Origin of the sequence: Proteus sp. G2609, from assembly GCF_963896135.1 — a bacterium.
Lineage (GTDB): Bacteria > Pseudomonadota > Gammaproteobacteria > Enterobacterales > Enterobacteriaceae > Proteus > Proteus mirabilis.
Window position 1 is genome coordinate 246721 of record NZ_CAWQNB010000030.1, and the last position, 16615, is coordinate 263335.

Here is a 16615-nt window from a genome sequence, read left to right on the forward strand (position 1 = left end):
TATCAACCTCTTGCTCTCGCTGTTGCCGATGTGTTTCTTGTGATGGATTGAAGCATAGGGCCTTTGTTATCCATATCCATAATGAACGCCTGAATAGTTAGCGTATTTCCATCTTGTGATGTCTGTGCGTCAAACTTGTGTCCAGCAGATGAATAGTCATTAAATACAACATTCACATTCATACCGCCACCCTGCATATCTTTATTGGAAATAACCTTTCCATTGTCACCGGGGATCATGTATTGACGACCGTTGTTAGCCTTGAATATCTCAGGTTTACCACCTTCACCAACTCGATACATTGAACCAGCGTCAACAGGTCCGCCATTTTTACGAGCACCAGCAATTGCCAATGTTGAAGCAAGTCCAGTGGTACCAACTAAGCTTGCGTTAGCTGGCGCGGCATTGGCCCCCATAGTTGCTAGAGAAACAAACGCAGCGGCAGGCGCCCAGGCAGAAGCAACAACGGCTGCCTCCCCTATAGATGCGGCAGCGGCAGCGGCACCCATTGTTTTACCAATGATGAAATTCTTCAGCATTTCAACACCGGTCTGAACAATGGAATTAACAACACTGTTTAGTATTGTGTTACCTAGTGATCTCATTGCATCAGCGGCAGTCATGGTACCAGTCAATAATCCAGTGATAGCGTTTGATGCGCTTCCCGACATTGCATCAACAGCAGATGTAAGCATGTCAAAACCTAAGCTCTGCTGGCTTAACATCTGCCACTGTGCAGCAGTTTGCTGTTCGTTGAATTTCTTTTCCTGTGCTGTTCTTATTTGAAGATATTGCGCATCAGTGATTTGCTTAGCTGTCGTAAATTGCTCGTGTGAGATTTGTTGGTTTGCATACGCTTGATTAATGATTGCCATTTCATCAGCATAATACTTATCCATAAGCGCTAGTTTTTTAGCATTCTCATTTTTCAATTGCTGAACAGGATCGAACTGAGCTCTATTATCTTCAATTGGAGAAATTGAAGCCTGAGCATTAGCCTCGGCTATTTTTTTAGAATACTCGCCAGCTAGCTCAACTCTTCTTCTTTGGTAATTCTCCTCAGTAACCAAATTACCTTTAAGTTGCCTTTCGAGTTGCTCAAGAGATAGCTTGTATTCTTGATTAGCCTTTGCTTCTGGATTTTGCGAGAAGGCGTCTTTCCTGTCTTTGATTTTCTGTTTTAAGTCAAATTCCTTTCCAGCTAACTCTGTTATTTCTGCAACCTGAGCTTTCGTTGCTTTACTGCCAAGTTTTTGAACGGCTTCAAGAATGGCGGCTTCGCGAGCAAGTCCTCTTGTTTCTAATTCAGCAACTTTTGTCGCATTGGCTACATCGGTGATCTTCTGTTTCAGCTTTTCAGCTTCAGTGGCTTCTTTTAATGCTGCACTAGCTGCCTCTTTTGCTGTTTTAATTCCTTCTTTTTTGGCTTGTTCGTTTTCATATATCTGAGCTGCCATATCTTGTAATTTCTTTATGGCACCATAATCTGCCGTCCCTGCATCTTCTGCGTCATATAGAGCTTGTAGTTTGGCTTTTTCAACACCTTCTTTCTTGGAGAGCTCAAGCCTTCTTTCCATCTGCTTTCTTAGTTTTTCACCATCCTCACCGCCGAAATCAACAACTAATTGTTTGGCATTGAATTCACCTTTTGCACCAGTGGCCTCTCTTATTTGCTGAGTAAATCTACCAAGAGCTGATTTCTCAATATCAAGAGTTGTTGCACTTTTAACGCTTAAATCAATTGCTTCCTTTGCTTTCTGGTTGTATTCAGATTGCGCTTCAGATAAATACTTTGTTATCAGTTCGTGTCGCTTTTTATTCTCAGCTAAATCGCCTTCTAGCTTTATCTTTTCTCTTAAGATATTTATTGTATTTCGTTCAATTAACTCTGGGTTATTACCGAGAGCGTCCTGCTGCATTCTTAATCTGGCTTCAAGTCTTGCAAGTTGATTCTCTTGATCCTTCATTTCTGAAGTTAAAACTTTTTGTTTATCAGCGGCATCTTGCGCGTCACGAGCAATCTCTTGATACGACAAACCTTTTAACTTAGCTGTTAACTGATCAACACTATCCGCAAAGTCTCGAGCCTCTTGCTTGGCTTGCTCTGATTTCTGATAGAAGTAATAGATAGCAGCACCAGCCAACATGGCCACGCCAGCTGGACCACCTAACATTCCCATAACTCCACGCAACAACCCCATAGACAATGATGCTGCCCTTGCTGCGGCTGCTGAGTTTGCCATTGCTGCCGTTTGCACTTGTGTTGCTTGAGTTAATGTTATTGCAGCTTTTGAAGCTAATGATTTTTTAGCAATTAAGTTATCAAGTGCAGTTGCCTCCGCTAACGTTCCTTTCGCAACGTTGTACTCTGCTTGAGCTAGTGCAACAGCTGATCTAGCAGAAGCCAAATCAGCCTGAGCCTTTCTGACTGACATATTTGCAGCATACTCACTTGCTCTTGCTGATTGCAATGTGGCGACTGACTCTTGACGAGAAGCGGCTGCCATCATCACTTTTGACTTGGTAGCCATAGCCAACACGCCAACATATCTTGAACCAACCACTGTGGCAATTACCGTCAAGACAGAGCTAAGCTCATCTAAATTCTTACTAACCGTAATAACCGCATCACTAAACGCACTAATGGTTGATTTTATTGTTGTATTTTCACCGAGAAACTTGGTTAGGTTGTTCCCAGCCTCTTGGAAAGCCTGTGACATTGTTCGAGTGGTTTTGGCAAACTCTTTACCAATCGCATCACCTTGAGAGAGCAAACCTTTCACAACAACATCAGTAGTTAGCTTGCCTTCTGCTGCCATCTTACGGAGTTGACCAATACCAACACCCATCGAGTCAGCAAGTGCAACCATCAAACGGCTACCCTGTTCCGCCACTGAGTTAAATTCTTCACCACGGAGAACGCCAGACGCGATACCCTGCGATAGCTGAATAATGGCATTTTCTGCTTCCTGTGCAGTAGCACCAGAGACGATAAAGCCTTGGTTGATGATGGATGTTAATTTTGCCAAGTCCGCTGCTGATGTGTTGTATTCTCTCGTGCCTCGCTCTAATCGTGCATAGAGCGTTGCTGTGGCATCGAGGCTAGAACGCGTTGCTTGAGAGATATCAAATACTCGCTGAGTAACATCAACAAGTGACTCACTCGCACGAACTGAGTTAGATAGCTTGTTGTTTAATTCAGTCCATGCTTCAGAATAACTAGCAACCATTGAAGCCGATAAATAACCAGTCAGAGCCGCCGCAACTTTAGATAGAGACTGCATTGAACGCTCTGTGTTATTTACTGACTGAGACGTTCGGTTAAAGCTACTATCCATGCGATTAAGGCGTTGCTCTAACTGCTGTTGAGATGTAAGTAGTTGCTGAACATCCATCTGTACTTGATAAACAATTTCGCCTACTTGTGCCATTTATCGGCTCCTTAAAATGAAAAACCCCGCCAGTTGGCAGGGTTGTGTAATCTTTAAAGTATTTTACTGTGATGCTTTTATTGCGTTAGTAGTAGCTTCAATTGTTTTTTGTGACATCTCTAATGCATCATCAGAAAGCGTTTGCTGTCCCCACTTGGTCACTTTACCCTCTTGAAATGTCACAACTAACCTATCCTGAGATAACTGCTCGTTATCTACCGGAGTAAATCCATAATAAACTTTACCCCAATATACCCATCTTTCTCTTTCTGTATTAACTTCAGTTCTTCTAGGGTCACCAAGAACTGTTCTTACTTGATCTTTATCCATTCCTAATGAAAGCATGGATGATTTTTGGTTGTAGTTAATTTGCTTTTCTTGTGCGCAACCAGAAATAATTAGGGCAGATAAAACCAAAAAAGAAGATAATAATAACCTTTTCACAACACCATCCTCGTTAGTTAATTTGTTGTTATGTTATATAGATGGTAATGCAAAAGAAAGCAAACTAACTCATTTACGTTTCCTACTCACCAATCGACGCTTACCACTGATCAGTTCATCATTCCGTTTATCATCTTGTTTCATGATGTTGTCATATTCTTCTTTGGTGAAGCCTTTTTCATCAGGATATTTAGCTTTGAGCATCATCTGAAATTCAGTCATGGTTAGCTGTTCGGCTTCCTCTCGATTCATACCAAAGTGCGCACGAGCAGAGCTGATGTAGTCAATTGCCATAAACTCATCTGAGAATTCGTTTTTGCCTTCGTTACGTTGAAGTTTACGGATCTTCGCTTTACCGATAATTCCGTGAGTGAATAATTCTCGAGCAATGACGATAATGTCAGCGATTGGCATCTTACCGTTTTTATAGACAATACCGCGCTTACCCGATCTCCATTCACCAATGAGCTCTGAACAATCATCATCACAGCACGCCTGCATAACCATCATTGCAGTTTGTAGGATATTACGCCCATATGTTGGCTTGCTAATGGCTTTTATTAACCATTCAGGAATAACCCCGTAGCTCATTACGGCGCGTGCAATTAACTCTTGCACCTCAGCGCCATTTAATTGACCGTAGGCTTTCACAATCTGTTTAGGCTCACCGATTCTTGTCATATTGATGAACGATGGTCTAAATAAGTAATCCTTTTTATCAGTAGAGATAACCATCTCCCCGATTTCTAAAATAGGCGTCATAATCCCTCCTGAATATTATCAAGGGCACTCGAAAGCGCCCTTTGTAATATTAAGAAACGGTAACAGTGACCACGCATTTTGCAGTTTTACTACCATCTTCGGATGTAACAGTGATATTTGCAGTACCTTCGGCAACACCACGCACAGTGACCACATTCACAAGCTGGGTAACTGTTGCAAAGTTCGGCTTATCGCTTACGGCAGTATAGTTTTTGTTCGTCGCATCGGTTGGGGTAAATTTGACAGTAAATGTCTTAGTTTCACCCACTTTTACAGACAGAGTAGCTGGTTCTACTGCGACACTTTCAACCACGATTTCTTCTTGTAGCCATTCAACCGTTTCTGCATCGGCAACTTTTAGCTCACCCGAATAAGTGGAAATTTCTTTTGTTGGAAATTCCATTGACCATGATGTAAATAACATATAGCCCTGAACAACATCAGAACCATCACCTTTCATATCAAGTTGAATCCAATAATCTGGTTGGCGACCAGCTTTGATTTCATCAAGAATTTCTTTTGCAATATCGAAAGCAGAAGTAGAGCCAGTTACGCCAGATTTCTTCAATTCCCCATCAAAACTAATGGTGAAGTCAGCACCAGTGACGATTGATTCTGTTAACCCTTTGATATCATCAGCATTAGACGTTACCGTCTCCATACCAAAATCGAATGACTTGGTTGTTAATGCACCTAAGCGTAAGAATTGATCTTGTGCTGGTACTTGGTCAGGGCAGCCTTTTGCAATGCGCAGAATACCTGCGTTACCCATCACTAGGCCTTTATCATCAGGGCATTGTGCCATGTTATAACCTCTTTATTTGCAAATAAAAAAGGCCGCATAAGCGACCTGTTGAGATGTGTTTAATTTAAGATGTACAGCGGAAAGAAAGCTTAAGGATAAAGCGACCTTCTTCTGTCGGTATCGGTCTTGGTAGGCTACCTAAGTTGTAAATTGAATTTAGTTCGCAGTCATCGGGAAATTCAGCAACAAAGTTTAGAATTTCATTAGCTCTTATCAATGCAGGCTCAGGATCATACTGTGCAGATACTAGAACAAGCGTCACGAAATCATCAGCGCCCAAATCAGCAAATCGACCGCTACCATCATCAGGCTGAATAACAGCATATTGCTGAGTCTTTTCGTCTGGTTGCTCATTCCACGTTAGATATTGAACAATGAAACCATCGAGCAGATTACCTCTGTTTAAGTAGCGCTCAAACTTCTCGTGTATCATATTTGAAGCTCCCGTCTCACCGCGTCATCAATAGCCTTGCGTTCATCTTCAAAACCACGAGATAAGAACTCTTTACGAGCACTTGAACGCCTAAAGTTTTGCTTAATTCTTGGATCATGAACATAAACCGCGTAGTTTGCTGTATATCCGACGCGACCGGTTACTCTAGTGCCATTAACAGTGACTTCTCTGAATTGGGAGTTGATAAGTGTTGATGTGTCAATAGGTGTGTATATAGCAGCCTGAGCACTACCAATTAATAAAGCTGACTGAATAGCTCTCATCACTTTCTTACCTTGTATGTCACCAACAAGCGCTCTAAGGTTTGCGTTAGCCTGAGAAATACCCCTTACTTTTGCCCCCATATCACACCGCTGTTATCAGAGTGTAGTCATCTGCAATATGCTCAAATAGGTCTTCATCACGTTTGATGAATTTTATTTCATCAGCACCGACAGATAACGGATCACCTGAGTGCTTACCAATAGCGATAAAGTCACCTTTTTTAGCATCCGCATATTCAGTCCAGAAAACTAACTTAATGGTGATTTCAGAGCCAACATCCAACTTTCCAGATTTAAGCTCACTACCATAGCCACAAAGAAAATGAACCGGCCCTGAGAATGTAACTTTGCCGTATTTATCTTTTCCGTTTGGTCGCCATAAAGTAGCCCACGAGGTGTAAGCCCAATTTGCAACTGAACTCATAACGCATAGCTTTCAAATTGGTATGGTTCACAGTTCTCACATCCCGTGACTGTGAATCCACTTAATGCACCATCATCAAATACAGCAGCCACAAATCCAGACCCTGGATTAACCAGCGCATTAATAAATCCAACGATACCCATGGTCAGTACGCCGTCACTTGATTTTGAACACATAAACGGAATGTCCGCATCACCGAGTTTCGAACTAAATTCCACCCTTGATTTGACGAGATTACTCGTTCCATCCGGGTCTAAGTTATAAAATTGATTCAGCTTGTCAGCCAGTGCTTTTGCTTCAATCATTGATACCCTCCAATCACCCGAAAAAAACCTACCGTTTTACTAGATAATGGCAAATCAGCAAGGCATCCTGCACTATCCCATGCGCGGATCTGGTTCAGTAGATAATCAGTACCGGAAGAATCATATGCAAAAGAACGAGATGCCCCGTTAGGAGCGCTCTGTGATGATATCTTTCGTGCGCCAGATAGTGATGCCAGCCGCACAACAGTGTAAATCAACAGCAACTTCTGCGTGGTTTCGTCGTAGTTGGCTTCGAGACATCCGGACTTTGCATTAACCTGACTCATTAACAGCGACAGCACAGAATCAGGCAATGTAAACCCAAGCTCGGCAATCATTGGCTTTACATCATCAAGTGTTATCACCATCTGATTTACCTTTACCCTTTTTCTTCTCTGGCGTGGCGACTTCGAGTTTTCGTTCTTCGATTCGCTCTACCAGACCAGCCCGTAGCCATGTTTCAGCAGTTTCTTCTGAGACATCTAGCTGAGCGCCAACCTCTTGTTTTTTGAGGTCGGCACCAGCAAAGAAGTTACTTGAAATAACCTTTACCAGTGCCATGAATCCCCCTTATGCGCCTTTAGCGTGGATAACTGAGAAGTGACCCGCGATATCTTGCTTAACCATCAGACCAGCAGCGCCCCATGTGCGCCATACATAGTCTGAGTTGTAGAACTGACGAGGGTCTGCAACAGTACCGAATGCTTGACCGACGATAGGAGCGATAACACCAGCACTAAGAGGAACAATTAGAACTTCATTACCTTTCAGTTCGTAATCTTCCTTAATGTCTTTGATGCCAGTGATTTTCTTGATCTCCTCAAGAATGGTGCGTGTCTGGTTAACGTCGAAATACACGCTTTCCCAATTAGACAGAATTTCGCCTGAGACATACCAAGTTTGCTCACCATATTGCAGGTTTTGCAGTTTCAGCACATCACGCAGTTTGATGATCTCAGTGCGGATTTTTTTACCATCTTGCTCGGTTGCGAAATTAACATTCAACGTCACTTGAGCAACACGCTCATCACTACGCAAACCCTTAAAGGTTTTTCCATCAAACGCAATGAAGTTACCCGCAGCATCGCGGAAACCATTCCAGATAAAGTCGAGATATTTACGACGAACAGTATCAACAGAGTCTTTCTGTGCATCAGATAATGAAGCCAGTGCAGAGCCTTTTTCAAAGATTGGGTCACGCCATGTGAACTTAAACCCAGTGTCATGAATTGGCACCATTGTGCCGTCGAAGCTATACGCACTAGCTTCAAGCAACGCACCGACTTGACCACTCATTGATGTATGAGCAACGCCACCACTTCCTTTTCGCGCATACTCATAGACTGATTCACTAATACGAACTGAGCGAGATAGTGGCACGAGGTCATTCAATAGCGTAAATTCAGTATTTGGCTGAAATTCAGCCAATACAGTCTGGTCATACGCCTTGTACAGACGCTTAATATCATCTACTGCATTGGCAGCATCTAAAACCGTCACATTGCGAGTGCGAGCAATAAAATCAGCCACTGCCTGAGCGGATGAATTACGCTCTAAACTCAACGCTCCGAATTGCGCTTGGTTGGCTTCAAGGTTTCCCGTTTCGGTTGCCTTCTTAGTTGAAAAATAAAACATTCAGTTCTCCTTACTTGAACACAACACGAACCAGCTCACCCGCCGTAACGGTTAAGGCTGTATCTTCTTCGACATAGGCAAATACTGCTTCACCTTCTGCACCAGTTGCCAGTGTGATTTGACCGTTAGCAACAATAACCGCTTGGCCTTTCTTGTATGTACCAGCAGCGGCACGCACATTTAAGAACAACCCTTGCATTGGTTGAATTGCAACAACCAAATCGCCAGCCTTGATTGCATCATCAACTGACTGACAGCGAAGATAATCAAAGTCGGACACATACAAAACATTTGCTTCTTTACCATCAACCGATGGCGTAAATTTAGCGGTAGTCTCATCATAGAAACCGATAATACCCGCCTTGATATCAACTGCCGCTGCACCTTCACGGTGTAGCAATGGGTTAGTGAATACACCACCCGCATGAATTACACGTTTTTTATTCGCCATGTTTTACTCCGGCATATCTGAAACTGATTGAGAGGAATTAGCTTGTTGGAACGAGCTATTTAAGCTATGTGATACATTGCATTGAGCGTACAGCTCTTTCAGCGGGTCGCCGCTTAACGCATTGATGGCGTTATCGGACATGCCAAACTTTGCTTTCACAGCATCACGCATTGCATTTACTTCTTTGTCTGCATTGGCATTTAACTGTGCTTGGAGTGGCGCAATAGCAGCATTTACAGCGGCTGTGATTTTCTGCTGCAGATCACTGTTGTTTGCAGTGTCAGATTTATCCTTTTCTTCTTTTTTCTCACGCGCATCTTTTTCTTCTGGCGTTTCTTCTTTTTTGTCTTCAGCGTTCATTTGGTTGTACGCATCCAGTAATTCAGCATCGGATTTACCTTCTGTCTCGACACCTTTCGCCTTCAGCGCATTCGTGATGATTTGTTTCATCGGATCGTTTTCCTTATTGGTTTTTACTTCGTACTCTGTTGGCTTGCGCACAACTTCGATAGGCTCACCAACGAGTTCGGCTGTTCCGTCATCGTTCATGAGGTATTTTTGTTGGTAGGTTTTACCTGACGTGCAATAGATAAATTTGTCAGGCCATACTGTTTCTGGATAAGGCCAATCATCATTTGGATAAGCAGCTTTTAATGCGTTACGTAGTGCCGAATGAATGTCATCAAACGAGAACGAGCCATTGGTAAAAAAGAATTTTGCTTTATTTAAAAAGCTATCCTGAGTGCAGTTTGATGCATCAATTAAATCAGCTAATTCAATATTTAGCTTTTCACCTTTGCTATTAACAAACATCCCGACACCGTCTTTTGGTGTGGCAGCTCCCGGTTCACTAACAGGAAGAATGGCAATGTGATCAAAGTGCATATTTCTGGCGACCCATGTATAGGGCTTGCCTTTTGACTTACCCTTGCTCTGTTCACGCTGCAACAGTAATCCGGTAGAGACGTGGATCGGGTCTGTGCTGTTACCGGCAATGATGTCATCCACACGGGCAAGAAATTCCTTCCCTTTCTCTGTGGCATCAGCGAAACGGCGATTGACCTTCACGTCCATGATGACCTTTTCACCATCTTTTCGGACATTTTCAGCCCATGCGCCAATGTGAAACTGGTTTACTGCTCTCGGCGTGTCAGCCGATACGTAATCCGCGCCTATTTTTGGATGTCCGTAAGGGCACTGCCGCCCCTCCATCGACTGAAAGCTTTTGTTAATTTCGCTAGCCGGATATAACCCTCCGTTCATCACAACGTCATCAACGACAGGTACAACGCCGCGAATGACGATATGCTCATCACCATCAATGGTTTCAGTTGAGATATTAGAGGAGTTAATAGCCAGCGATTTAACATGAATACTAGAAAGACTCATGTAGTGGCCTCTTGATTGTGAATTTTAGTCTGTTGACCAGTTCTTCCGCTCAGTACTTAAACGGTCGATAATTCCTTTGTTGTAAATGGTCCCGTCGTCATTTAGCAATACAGGTTGTGTCGCGCAGTAGCAGTTAAATCTATTTCCACCATCGGCATAAAACGCTTCAACCTCTTCAACGGTATAGATCCTCCCGTGTCGCGCAGCATGCCAGCTTCTTGTAGTAGGCTTTAGTGCTGATAGCCATAACAATCCTGTTTTTAACCCCAGAGATTCGCTAGCCCACAACGTTTCATTCCAGTTTGCACGGCGTAACGCACCGACCTGTTCCGTCTGAGCTATGCGCTTTGCGTTGGACATTGATACATCTAATCGCTTGCTGATTATCCTTGCTGTTTCTCTTGGATTAATCCCTCTTGCTATTGATGTGCCAATAATATTCGACAGATCGGCTCTAGCTGCATCAGAAATACCTTTCCAATCGCTATAAGTGGATATGAATGCTGACGCTATCTGGTTCTGGTATGCGGGTTGTGACATCAGGTAAGTTAGCGTAGTTTGTGATGCGTATACTTCTGATTGCAATGATAAGTTAGTGTAGGCGTTTAACGTGCCTCGCTCATACTCATCTGACACATAGCCAAACGCCCATAATTTCTCATCACCACCGTCTAATAGGTGCTCATCAAGTATTGACTGTAGTCTTTCAAGAAACTTAGCGTATTCAGCAGGCCTCTCAGCTATATCATAAGAGTAAACGCCAGCGTTAACCCTGATAAGTGAATCCAGTTCATTATGTGCGTTTTTAGCGAGAATATAGCTGTGTAGTGAGTTCTGATTTCGTTCTCTGCCAGTAAATGACAGGTCGAATAGTTGCTTGAGTGCTTTCTTGAGTTCGTAATATCGGTTATCAATATCACGAAACATCTTTCTAACTTGCCGACCTGATTGTGTTGGGTCAGACTTATTCCTTGGTATTATCGGCGACCCTATCTTTTGATTCTTTATCATCAATTAATGGATCTCCTTTTTTACCTTCTTCTGGCGAATCAGTGTTATCAAACTCTTTTAATGTCGGATATTCACCTAATGCCCTGATTTCATTTTCCATCAACACTGAATAGCCAAATGATGCCTGTGTTTTTTGTGCAACATCAGCAGCTTTACTCATATTATCTAGCTTTTCGGACTGGCTTGGAGCTAGCAAATCAGACCAGCTAACTGTTATTTCTTCCCTTGGTTCAATCGCGCCAAGCGTCCAGAAACGTGACACCACTGATCCGATCACTGATTTAAGAAAGTTATTACGACGTGACATGCGTGTTCTTGCCCAATCTTTCATATCCTCAGTTGAAGCTCTCTCGCCAGTAATCTGACCAATTAGTACTTTAACTGGCATATTGATAGAAGCTGCGAATTTAGCTAATGACGTTCTGAAGGATGGCTCTGGATCTGCTGGGGCAACTGATAAAACACTTGCAGAGCCTTCTTGCATCATCACTGAAGCATCAATACTTTCATTCAGGCGACGAACTTGCTCATCAAGTGCATCAGCAAGCCCTTCCATATTAGTACCTAATGCTTCAGCTAGGCGTTGGAAGTCAGTTTCTTTACTGAATGCATAGTTCAATTGTCTACTTGCATTTTTCAGGAAACCTTCGGCGCTACCACCTGATACTTTTTCAATATCAAGTAGATCATTGTACCCTTTCTTTAGAAGCGGGGTTCCAGATGTTAATTTCCCATCACCAGAACCTTCAGCAAGGATTATCACCCGGTCTGGATGTATATCAATAATTCTACCTGGCGATCCGTCTATATCATTTCCAACTAACATTTCAGTAAATGAATACATTGTTGGGAAGCCGTAACTTTCACTGCTTGTATCCTCATCCCATGACTTAGGTTCAATCTGGGCTTCCCATGCAGGTATTAACCGAACAATTGACTTATCACCAATTCTTTTAACCACTGTCGTATCAACTGGTTCTTTCCAGTCTTTACCGTCTCTTAATTGAATAATTAACCCAGAGTACCGACCTATTAAGTTTCGCTTATCTGCTTCCTTAATCTGCTCCCAGTGTGATTTGAGAAGCTTGTTCAGTTTGTTATCCCAATCAGTAGATCCATCTTGGTCTGCCTCTTCGTTACCTTCGAATATTTCTGGAATGTCAACCCAACAATCAGAGACATACCGATCTACAGCCGCACCACCAAGAGCGGTACGATCATAAGCATTATAGAAATCATTAAACGTCAGCACTTCTGGATAACCAAACTCACGCCAGATACGTGGTCGCTTTGCATTACTCATTCCAATACCGCCAGAAACATAGTCCATTCTTGCTCTAGCAACTGCCTTGATAGCGTTATTAACCGCTAATGACAGCTTTTGTTGATTCTCTTCCATTATCGCCCTCATCAACGTTTGCGAACTAACATGCCAATGTTTGATTTTTGTGTGATATACCCATCAAGACCATATCTAACCGCATCCCAGCAGTGGTTGTTCTTATCCTCAATAATGGGAAGAACCTCACCTGTGATCCGGTCTGTTTTATACGAGTAAAGACGGGCTTCTTTTGCTGTTTCTTTACAGCGAGGATGAATGATTATTTGCTTGAATCCGCGTAGATGTGTAATGCCATCTTCTACGCTACCTTGCCATTTTTTAGCGGCAGAGATATTGAAACCTTGGCGCTTTAAATAGCTGATTGTTTCTGGTCGCGCGGAGTCTGCTTTAATCGGCCACTTGCGAGACTCAGGTATCTTGTCGTAAAACGCTGGCATGTGGTCAAGCTCAACACCTATTCCGTATGCCTCATACTCGATGTACAAGCAGTCGTTTAGAATGAACTGGCGCAATAGCGTGTTAGGGTCTTTTGCAAAACCGAAGTCAGCACCGAATAGTAATCTGTCTGCTTTCTGCCATAAATCATCAGGAAACGATTTAACAACGTATTTATTTGCTAATACCTGCTTATCGGAGTTTTCAAGATAAGCCCCTTCCCATATCCACGCGTAAGTAGCAGAGTCCAATCTTTCCTGATCGCTTAATCGCTCTTCTTCAAGTACTGATGGAAACCACGGGTTATCTCCGTAATTCATCTCGACAACGATGGCATTATCAGGTGGATTCTTTCTAAAGCGTTTATCTGTAGCACTACCGTCTCTTTCCGGGTTCCATGTCACCCATATTTCAGACCCAGCCTCACGAACGGTGGGCGTTAATTTAGTCCATGCTATTTCTGATACTGATTCAGCCTCATCAACCCAAGCAATTAATATTCTCGCTTTAGACTTAATGCTATCTAAGTTATGTCGTAACCCTGCAAACACATAATTGACAGAGCGACACTTTGTGCGGATATACTTCTCGCCAAGTTCATAAAAGTCATTCAACCAAGGAACAGACCTAATCGCCTGTTTCACTTCCTCCATGGATGACTCTTCGAGTGAGTTCATGTATTCGCGAGCGCAAAGTATTACACCTGATTGACCATTCATCGCAGCCATGTAGCCACGAATCGCTGTCATTAATGCAAATGTTCTTGTCTTTGCAGATCCTCGCCCACCGTGTGAGCATCGATAGCGATAATTACCTTCAAAAGCTGGAATTAATTTAGGCGGTATTTCAATCCTTGCTACCGTCATTGCTACCTCCGGCAACCAGAACTATTTTTGTCGGTGACATTGATCCGTCAGATGATTTCAAATCAATATCCTGAGTTACCTTGTCCCCATACTTTTTAGGGCTCATTCTTGCTAAAGCCCACTTTCTGGTATCTATCCTTAACCTTGCCTTAGCAACTGCCGATGGTTCTTCTGTTACATCATCAGCAATATCAAACAACTCTTCAAACACGGCATCAGCTCTTGATTCCATCGCTTTCGCGTACTGTTCACGAAAGTCAGGGTATTCTCGCAACCAACGCATGACTTTAGTTGTGTTTGGCATTCCTGGTCGCTTGCATACAGAACGCAAACTTTCACCATCGGCAATTAGAGCGCATACATCGTCCGCCACCTCTGGTAAGTAATCAGAAGGGCGACCCATTTTCTTTTCAGTCGCCATTAATCAGCCTCTTTTAGAATAATTAACTGGTTTCGTTTATATATCTCCGGCAATCAATGACACCGTTAAGGATATAAACCTATATAAAACTCTATCAATGCCACTCAAAGAATGACATTTGTAGAATTTTCTAAAATGAATAATCATTTACTGTTCAACTACTGGCACGTATTTAATATCACTAATCTCATCAGGTGAGATGTATACCCATGACCCATCGAGTGATGCGATACCGATTAACCCGTTAGTCACGCGAGGCTCTTTAGTGGTCATCATGCCTTCGTAGGTTGTGCCGTCTTTCTTGGTTGCTATTACGTGATATTTATTCACCACTCAACTCCACTTCTTGGCCTTCAAACACAATCTCTTTCTTGTAGCAGAGCTTTACTAACCAAGTGCTGTTAATTAAAGCGCCGATAATAAACAATGGATACATATAACGGCGCAGTGTCATTTTGTAATGCAGTGTTCCTGTTTTCATATTCCACCCAATAAAAAAGGCCACTAGGGCCTATTCATCGTTAAATGTTAATTAAATCAATCTCCTCAATTTTGAGGATAGGCATTACTCAACGCTAGGAAGGAGTAATTGGCCTTTTTCTTCTATCTCGGCAATCTTGTTTAATAACTGAGGCTTTTTAACTCTGCCCCATCGATTTAATAATCGCCCTGACATACTGGCCACATCCTTCTCTTTCATGAATTCGAGCATTATTTCATTTCGCTCTTGCTCCATAGTTCGGATATTTTTGGTAATAACATCAGCCATCCAGTTAAAGGCGTTTATATACGCCACCTTAATTCTCATAGCTTCTTTCTTTGTGTATGACATGACCAATAACATTAGGCCGTCTTTCCGTAGCTTATAGAATTTTTGAGGCTTACCATTCTGTAACTCATTGTTTTTATAGCAAAGCTCAAAATTGAGCTCTGTGTCAAACTCTGGAGGACACGATTTTATAGTCCTTTCGATATCACGAATTACGTTTTTTGGCTCTTTACCAAAAGCTCTTGCTACACAAAAACTATCAGTAATTACTTCTGAACCAGACATAAATACGATGTTCCGAAAATCAATTCCATTTACTACTGTTGGGTAATTCATGGTGTAAATCCTTATAGAAAAGCGAACCTGTTCACCAGAAATAACCGCCCCACAGAAAACACCATTAACGGTTTTTCTCAGGTTCGACTTTCTGTAAGGTTCTGTGAGTGTTTTTAATTGCGCGGTGAATGCGCCGATGAAATGCGTAGAGTTCGCAACCATCATCACGTATCACTACGTTAATCAGGTTGCTTCTAGTCTGTTCCTAGCAGTCAAGATATGATCACTCTCCTTAATGGATAAACGACTTATCTAATTGCTGATATATATATTTACTTAAGCTATACTAAGTAATTATCACTATACTTCGATTAATATCCTGTTAGTTTGCCCATGCACCCACGCTGGGCTTTTTTTATTCTTTTGGAATGCTTTTATCCAGCTCTTCACGGAATTTAACTGGATTCTCTGAACCCTCTACTGCCATGATATTTCTCCATTAAAAAACCCCGCTATTGAGCGAGGCATTCAGTGTTGATGTAATTCTGCAAATACAAAGTTTGCTGTTCGTTCTCGACTATCATTTCTCTGAGACGTAGATAATCTTGTTCAACTGCTTTGTTAAGTCGTGCGGTGGCTTCATCGCTTCCGCTTTCGGTTGAATTCTTGGTGACTGCTGGACACTCTGCTTTGACGTACACCCGCTTATTACCAGAGTTAACAGCATCACGAAGAGTGTTGATTTCATTCTTTGCACTGGCTAACTCCTGTGAGTGACGAATATCGAGTTGGTTTAATCGAGTGATACGGGCTTGGTAGTCTTTGTTGATTTCGACTTGCTGAGATAACTGACTAGTTGCTGTGTTGTAATCTTTGCTCAGTTTGTCGTAGTCATCTATTACCCACCATAGCCAGAATGCAGATATTGCCAGTAGTCCAGCTAATACCTTAGTTAGAGTGTTCATATCACTTAACACCATTGTGCTCTAACGAGTAGTGATTGCCGTCATTGAATCGACCGCCCCACGTACCGCCGATAGATTCCCAATATTCACCAAGCAATTTATGATCACTTGATGCTGTTAGATATTTACCGTCTTTAAATAGGTTGAAATCCACAGCTAGGCGTTGT

21 protein-coding genes and 1 pseudogene are annotated in these 16615 nt (G+C 42.4%); all 22 read right to left on the reverse strand.

Annotated elements, in window-relative coordinates:
• Window positions 1–2 precede the first annotated feature (2 nt).
• Window positions 3–3431, reverse strand: coding sequence for a tape measure protein (locus AACV01_RS10085; RefSeq protein ID WP_161682812.1), 3429 nt, complete (start codon window positions 3429–3431; stop codon window positions 3–5).
• 63 nt (window positions 3432–3494) lie between these two features.
• Window positions 3495–3875 carry an outer membrane protein assembly factor BamE domain-containing protein gene (gene bamE, locus AACV01_RS10090; RefSeq protein ID WP_049257620.1) on the reverse strand — a complete coding sequence of 127 codons (381 nt, stop codon included), beginning with the start codon at window positions 3873–3875 and terminating at the stop codon, window positions 3495–3497.
• Between the two features lie 69 nt (window positions 3876–3944).
• Window positions 3945–4637 carry a DUF6246 family protein gene (locus AACV01_RS10095; RefSeq protein ID WP_049257619.1) on the reverse strand — a complete coding sequence of 231 codons (693 nt, stop codon included), beginning with the start codon at window positions 4635–4637 and terminating at the stop codon, window positions 3945–3947.
• A gap of 49 nt (window positions 4638–4686) precedes the next feature.
• Complete coding sequence (locus tag AACV01_RS10100) at window positions 4687–5442, reverse strand: Ig-like domain-containing protein (RefSeq protein WP_049257618.1); 756 nt, start codon at window positions 5440–5442, stop codon at window positions 4687–4689.
• Between the two features lie 64 nt (window positions 5443–5506).
• On the reverse strand, window positions 5507–5875 hold the full coding sequence (locus AACV01_RS10105) for a phage tail termination protein (RefSeq protein WP_161682814.1): 369 nt from the start codon (window positions 5873–5875) through the stop codon (window positions 5507–5509).
• Window positions 5872–6240: a hypothetical protein gene (locus AACV01_RS10110; RefSeq protein ID WP_049257616.1), complete on the reverse strand. Its 369-nt coding sequence runs from the start codon at window positions 6238–6240 to the stop codon at window positions 5872–5874. Before AACV01_RS10110 ends, AACV01_RS10105 begins: the two co-directional genes overlap by 4 nt.
• Window position 6241: 1 nt before the next feature.
• A complete protein-coding gene (locus tag AACV01_RS10115) occupies window positions 6242–6583 on the reverse strand; it encodes a hypothetical protein (protein ID WP_161682816.1) in 342 nt (113 codons plus the stop codon).
• On the reverse strand, window positions 6580–6888 hold the full coding sequence (locus AACV01_RS10120; protein WP_161682818.1) for a hypothetical protein: 309 nt from the start codon (window positions 6886–6888) through the stop codon (window positions 6580–6582). The genes AACV01_RS10115 and AACV01_RS10120 overlap by 4 nt, the downstream gene beginning before the upstream one ends.
• On the reverse strand, window positions 6885–7256 hold the full coding sequence (locus AACV01_RS10125) for a DUF7370 family protein (protein WP_161682820.1): 372 nt from the start codon (window positions 7254–7256) through the stop codon (window positions 6885–6887). Before AACV01_RS10125 ends, AACV01_RS10120 begins: the two co-directional genes overlap by 4 nt.
• Window positions 7240–7449, reverse strand: coding sequence for a hypothetical protein (locus AACV01_RS10130; RefSeq protein ID WP_136135541.1), 210 nt, complete (start codon window positions 7447–7449; stop codon window positions 7240–7242). The genes AACV01_RS10125 and AACV01_RS10130 overlap by 17 nt, the downstream gene beginning before the upstream one ends.
• Window positions 7450–7458: 9 nt before the next feature.
• Window positions 7459–8523: a major capsid protein gene (locus AACV01_RS10135; RefSeq protein ID WP_161682822.1), complete on the reverse strand. Its 1065-nt coding sequence runs from the start codon at window positions 8521–8523 to the stop codon at window positions 7459–7461.
• 10 nt (window positions 8524–8533) lie between these two features.
• Window positions 8534–8974, reverse strand: coding sequence for a hypothetical protein (locus AACV01_RS10140; RefSeq protein WP_161682824.1), 441 nt, complete (start codon window positions 8972–8974; stop codon window positions 8534–8536).
• Between the two features lie 3 nt (window positions 8975–8977).
• On the reverse strand, window positions 8978–10363 hold the full coding sequence (locus tag AACV01_RS10145) for a DUF2213 domain-containing protein (RefSeq protein ID WP_161682826.1): 1386 nt from the start codon (window positions 10361–10363) through the stop codon (window positions 8978–8980).
• A 24-nt stretch (window positions 10364–10387) separates the two neighbouring features.
• The gene (locus AACV01_RS10150) at window positions 10388–11374 is read right to left on the reverse strand and encodes a phage minor head protein (protein ID WP_161682828.1); all 987 of its coding nucleotides are present in this window, start codon (window positions 11372–11374) and stop codon (window positions 10388–10390) included.
• Window positions 11328–12773, reverse strand: a complete 1446-nt coding sequence (locus tag AACV01_RS10155) for an anti-CBASS protein Acb1 family protein (protein ID WP_202611866.1) — start codon at window positions 12771–12773, stop codon at window positions 11328–11330. Before AACV01_RS10155 ends, AACV01_RS10150 begins: the two co-directional genes overlap by 47 nt.
• Window positions 12774–12784: 11 nt before the next feature.
• Window positions 12785–14017 carry a PBSX family phage terminase large subunit gene (locus tag AACV01_RS10160; protein WP_161682832.1) on the reverse strand — a complete coding sequence of 411 codons (1233 nt, stop codon included), beginning with the start codon at window positions 14015–14017 and terminating at the stop codon, window positions 12785–12787.
• Window positions 13998–14438, reverse strand: coding sequence for a terminase small subunit-like protein (locus AACV01_RS10165; RefSeq protein ID WP_161682835.1), 441 nt, complete (start codon window positions 14436–14438; stop codon window positions 13998–14000). The genes AACV01_RS10160 and AACV01_RS10165 overlap by 20 nt, the downstream gene beginning before the upstream one ends.
• Window positions 14439–14585: 147 nt before the next feature.
• On the reverse strand, window positions 14586–14768 hold the full coding sequence (locus AACV01_RS10170; protein WP_004247755.1) for a hypothetical protein: 183 nt from the start codon (window positions 14766–14768) through the stop codon (window positions 14586–14588).
• Window positions 14761–14919 carry a hypothetical protein gene (locus AACV01_RS10175; protein ID WP_161682839.1) on the reverse strand — a complete coding sequence of 53 codons (159 nt, stop codon included), beginning with the start codon at window positions 14917–14919 and terminating at the stop codon, window positions 14761–14763. The genes AACV01_RS10170 and AACV01_RS10175 overlap by 8 nt, the downstream gene beginning before the upstream one ends.
• 84 nt (window positions 14920–15003) lie before the next feature.
• Window positions 15004–15543 carry a Rha family transcriptional regulator gene (locus AACV01_RS10180; RefSeq protein ID WP_036935861.1) on the reverse strand — a complete coding sequence of 180 codons (540 nt, stop codon included), beginning with the start codon at window positions 15541–15543 and terminating at the stop codon, window positions 15004–15006.
• A 452-nt stretch (window positions 15544–15995) separates the two neighbouring features.
• Window positions 15996–16448, reverse strand: coding sequence for a lysis protein (locus AACV01_RS10185; protein WP_161682841.1), 453 nt, complete (start codon window positions 16446–16448; stop codon window positions 15996–15998).
• Between the two features lies 1 nt (window position 16449).
• Window positions 16450–16615: pseudogene (locus AACV01_RS10190) on the reverse strand (M15 family metallopeptidase); the annotation flags it as partial.

Coding starts and splice junctions, on each gene's coding strand:
- AACV01_RS10085 (WP_161682812.1), bottom strand. CDS start 3,431: ATGGCACAAGTAGGCGAAATTGTTTATCAAGTACAGATGGATGTTCAG.
- AACV01_RS10095 (WP_049257619.1), bottom strand. CDS start 4,637: ATGACGCCTATTTTAGAAATCGGGGAGATGGTTATCTCTACTGATAAA.
- AACV01_RS10100 (WP_049257618.1), bottom strand. CDS start 5,442: ATGGCACAATGCCCTGATGATAAAGGCCTAGTGATGGGTAACGCAGGT.
- AACV01_RS10105 (WP_161682814.1), bottom strand. CDS start 5,875: ATGATACACGAGAAGTTTGAGCGCTACTTAAACAGAGGTAATCTGCTC.
- AACV01_RS10110 (WP_049257616.1), bottom strand. CDS start 6,240: ATGGGGGCAAAAGTAAGGGGTATTTCTCAGGCTAACGCAAACCTTAGA.
- AACV01_RS10115 (WP_161682816.1), bottom strand. CDS start 6,583: ATGAGTTCAGTTGCAAATTGGGCTTACACCTCGTGGGCTACTTTATGG.
- AACV01_RS10120 (WP_161682818.1), bottom strand. CDS start 6,888: ATGATTGAAGCAAAAGCACTGGCTGACAAGCTGAATCAATTTTATAAC.
- AACV01_RS10125 (WP_161682820.1), bottom strand. CDS start 7,256: ATGGTGATAACACTTGATGATGTAAAGCCAATGATTGCCGAGCTTGGG.
- AACV01_RS10130 (WP_136135541.1), bottom strand. CDS start 7,449: ATGGCACTGGTAAAGGTTATTTCAAGTAACTTCTTTGCTGGTGCCGAC.
- AACV01_RS10135 (WP_161682822.1), bottom strand. CDS start 8,523: ATGTTTTATTTTTCAACTAAGAAGGCAACCGAAACGGGAAACCTTGAA.
- AACV01_RS10140 (WP_161682824.1), bottom strand. CDS start 8,974: ATGGCGAATAAAAAACGTGTAATTCATGCGGGTGGTGTATTCACTAAC.
- AACV01_RS10145 (WP_161682826.1), bottom strand. CDS start 10,363: ATGAGTCTTTCTAGTATTCATGTTAAATCGCTGGCTATTAACTCCTCT.
- AACV01_RS10150 (WP_161682828.1), bottom strand. CDS start 11,374: ATGATAAAGAATCAAAAGATAGGGTCGCCGATAATACCAAGGAATAAG.
- AACV01_RS10155 (WP_202611866.1), bottom strand. CDS start 12,773: ATGGAAGAGAATCAACAAAAGCTGTCATTAGCGGTTAATAACGCTATC.
- AACV01_RS10160 (WP_161682832.1), bottom strand. CDS start 14,017: ATGACGGTAGCAAGGATTGAAATACCGCCTAAATTAATTCCAGCTTTT.
- AACV01_RS10165 (WP_161682835.1), bottom strand. CDS start 14,438: ATGGCGACTGAAAAGAAAATGGGTCGCCCTTCTGATTACTTACCAGAG.
- AACV01_RS10175 (WP_161682839.1), bottom strand. CDS start 14,919: ATGAAAACAGGAACACTGCATTACAAAATGACACTGCGCCGTTATATG.
- AACV01_RS10180 (WP_036935861.1), bottom strand. CDS start 15,543: ATGAATTACCCAACAGTAGTAAATGGAATTGATTTTCGGAACATCGTA.
- AACV01_RS10185 (WP_161682841.1), bottom strand. CDS start 16,448: ATGAACACTCTAACTAAGGTATTAGCTGGACTACTGGCAATATCTGCA.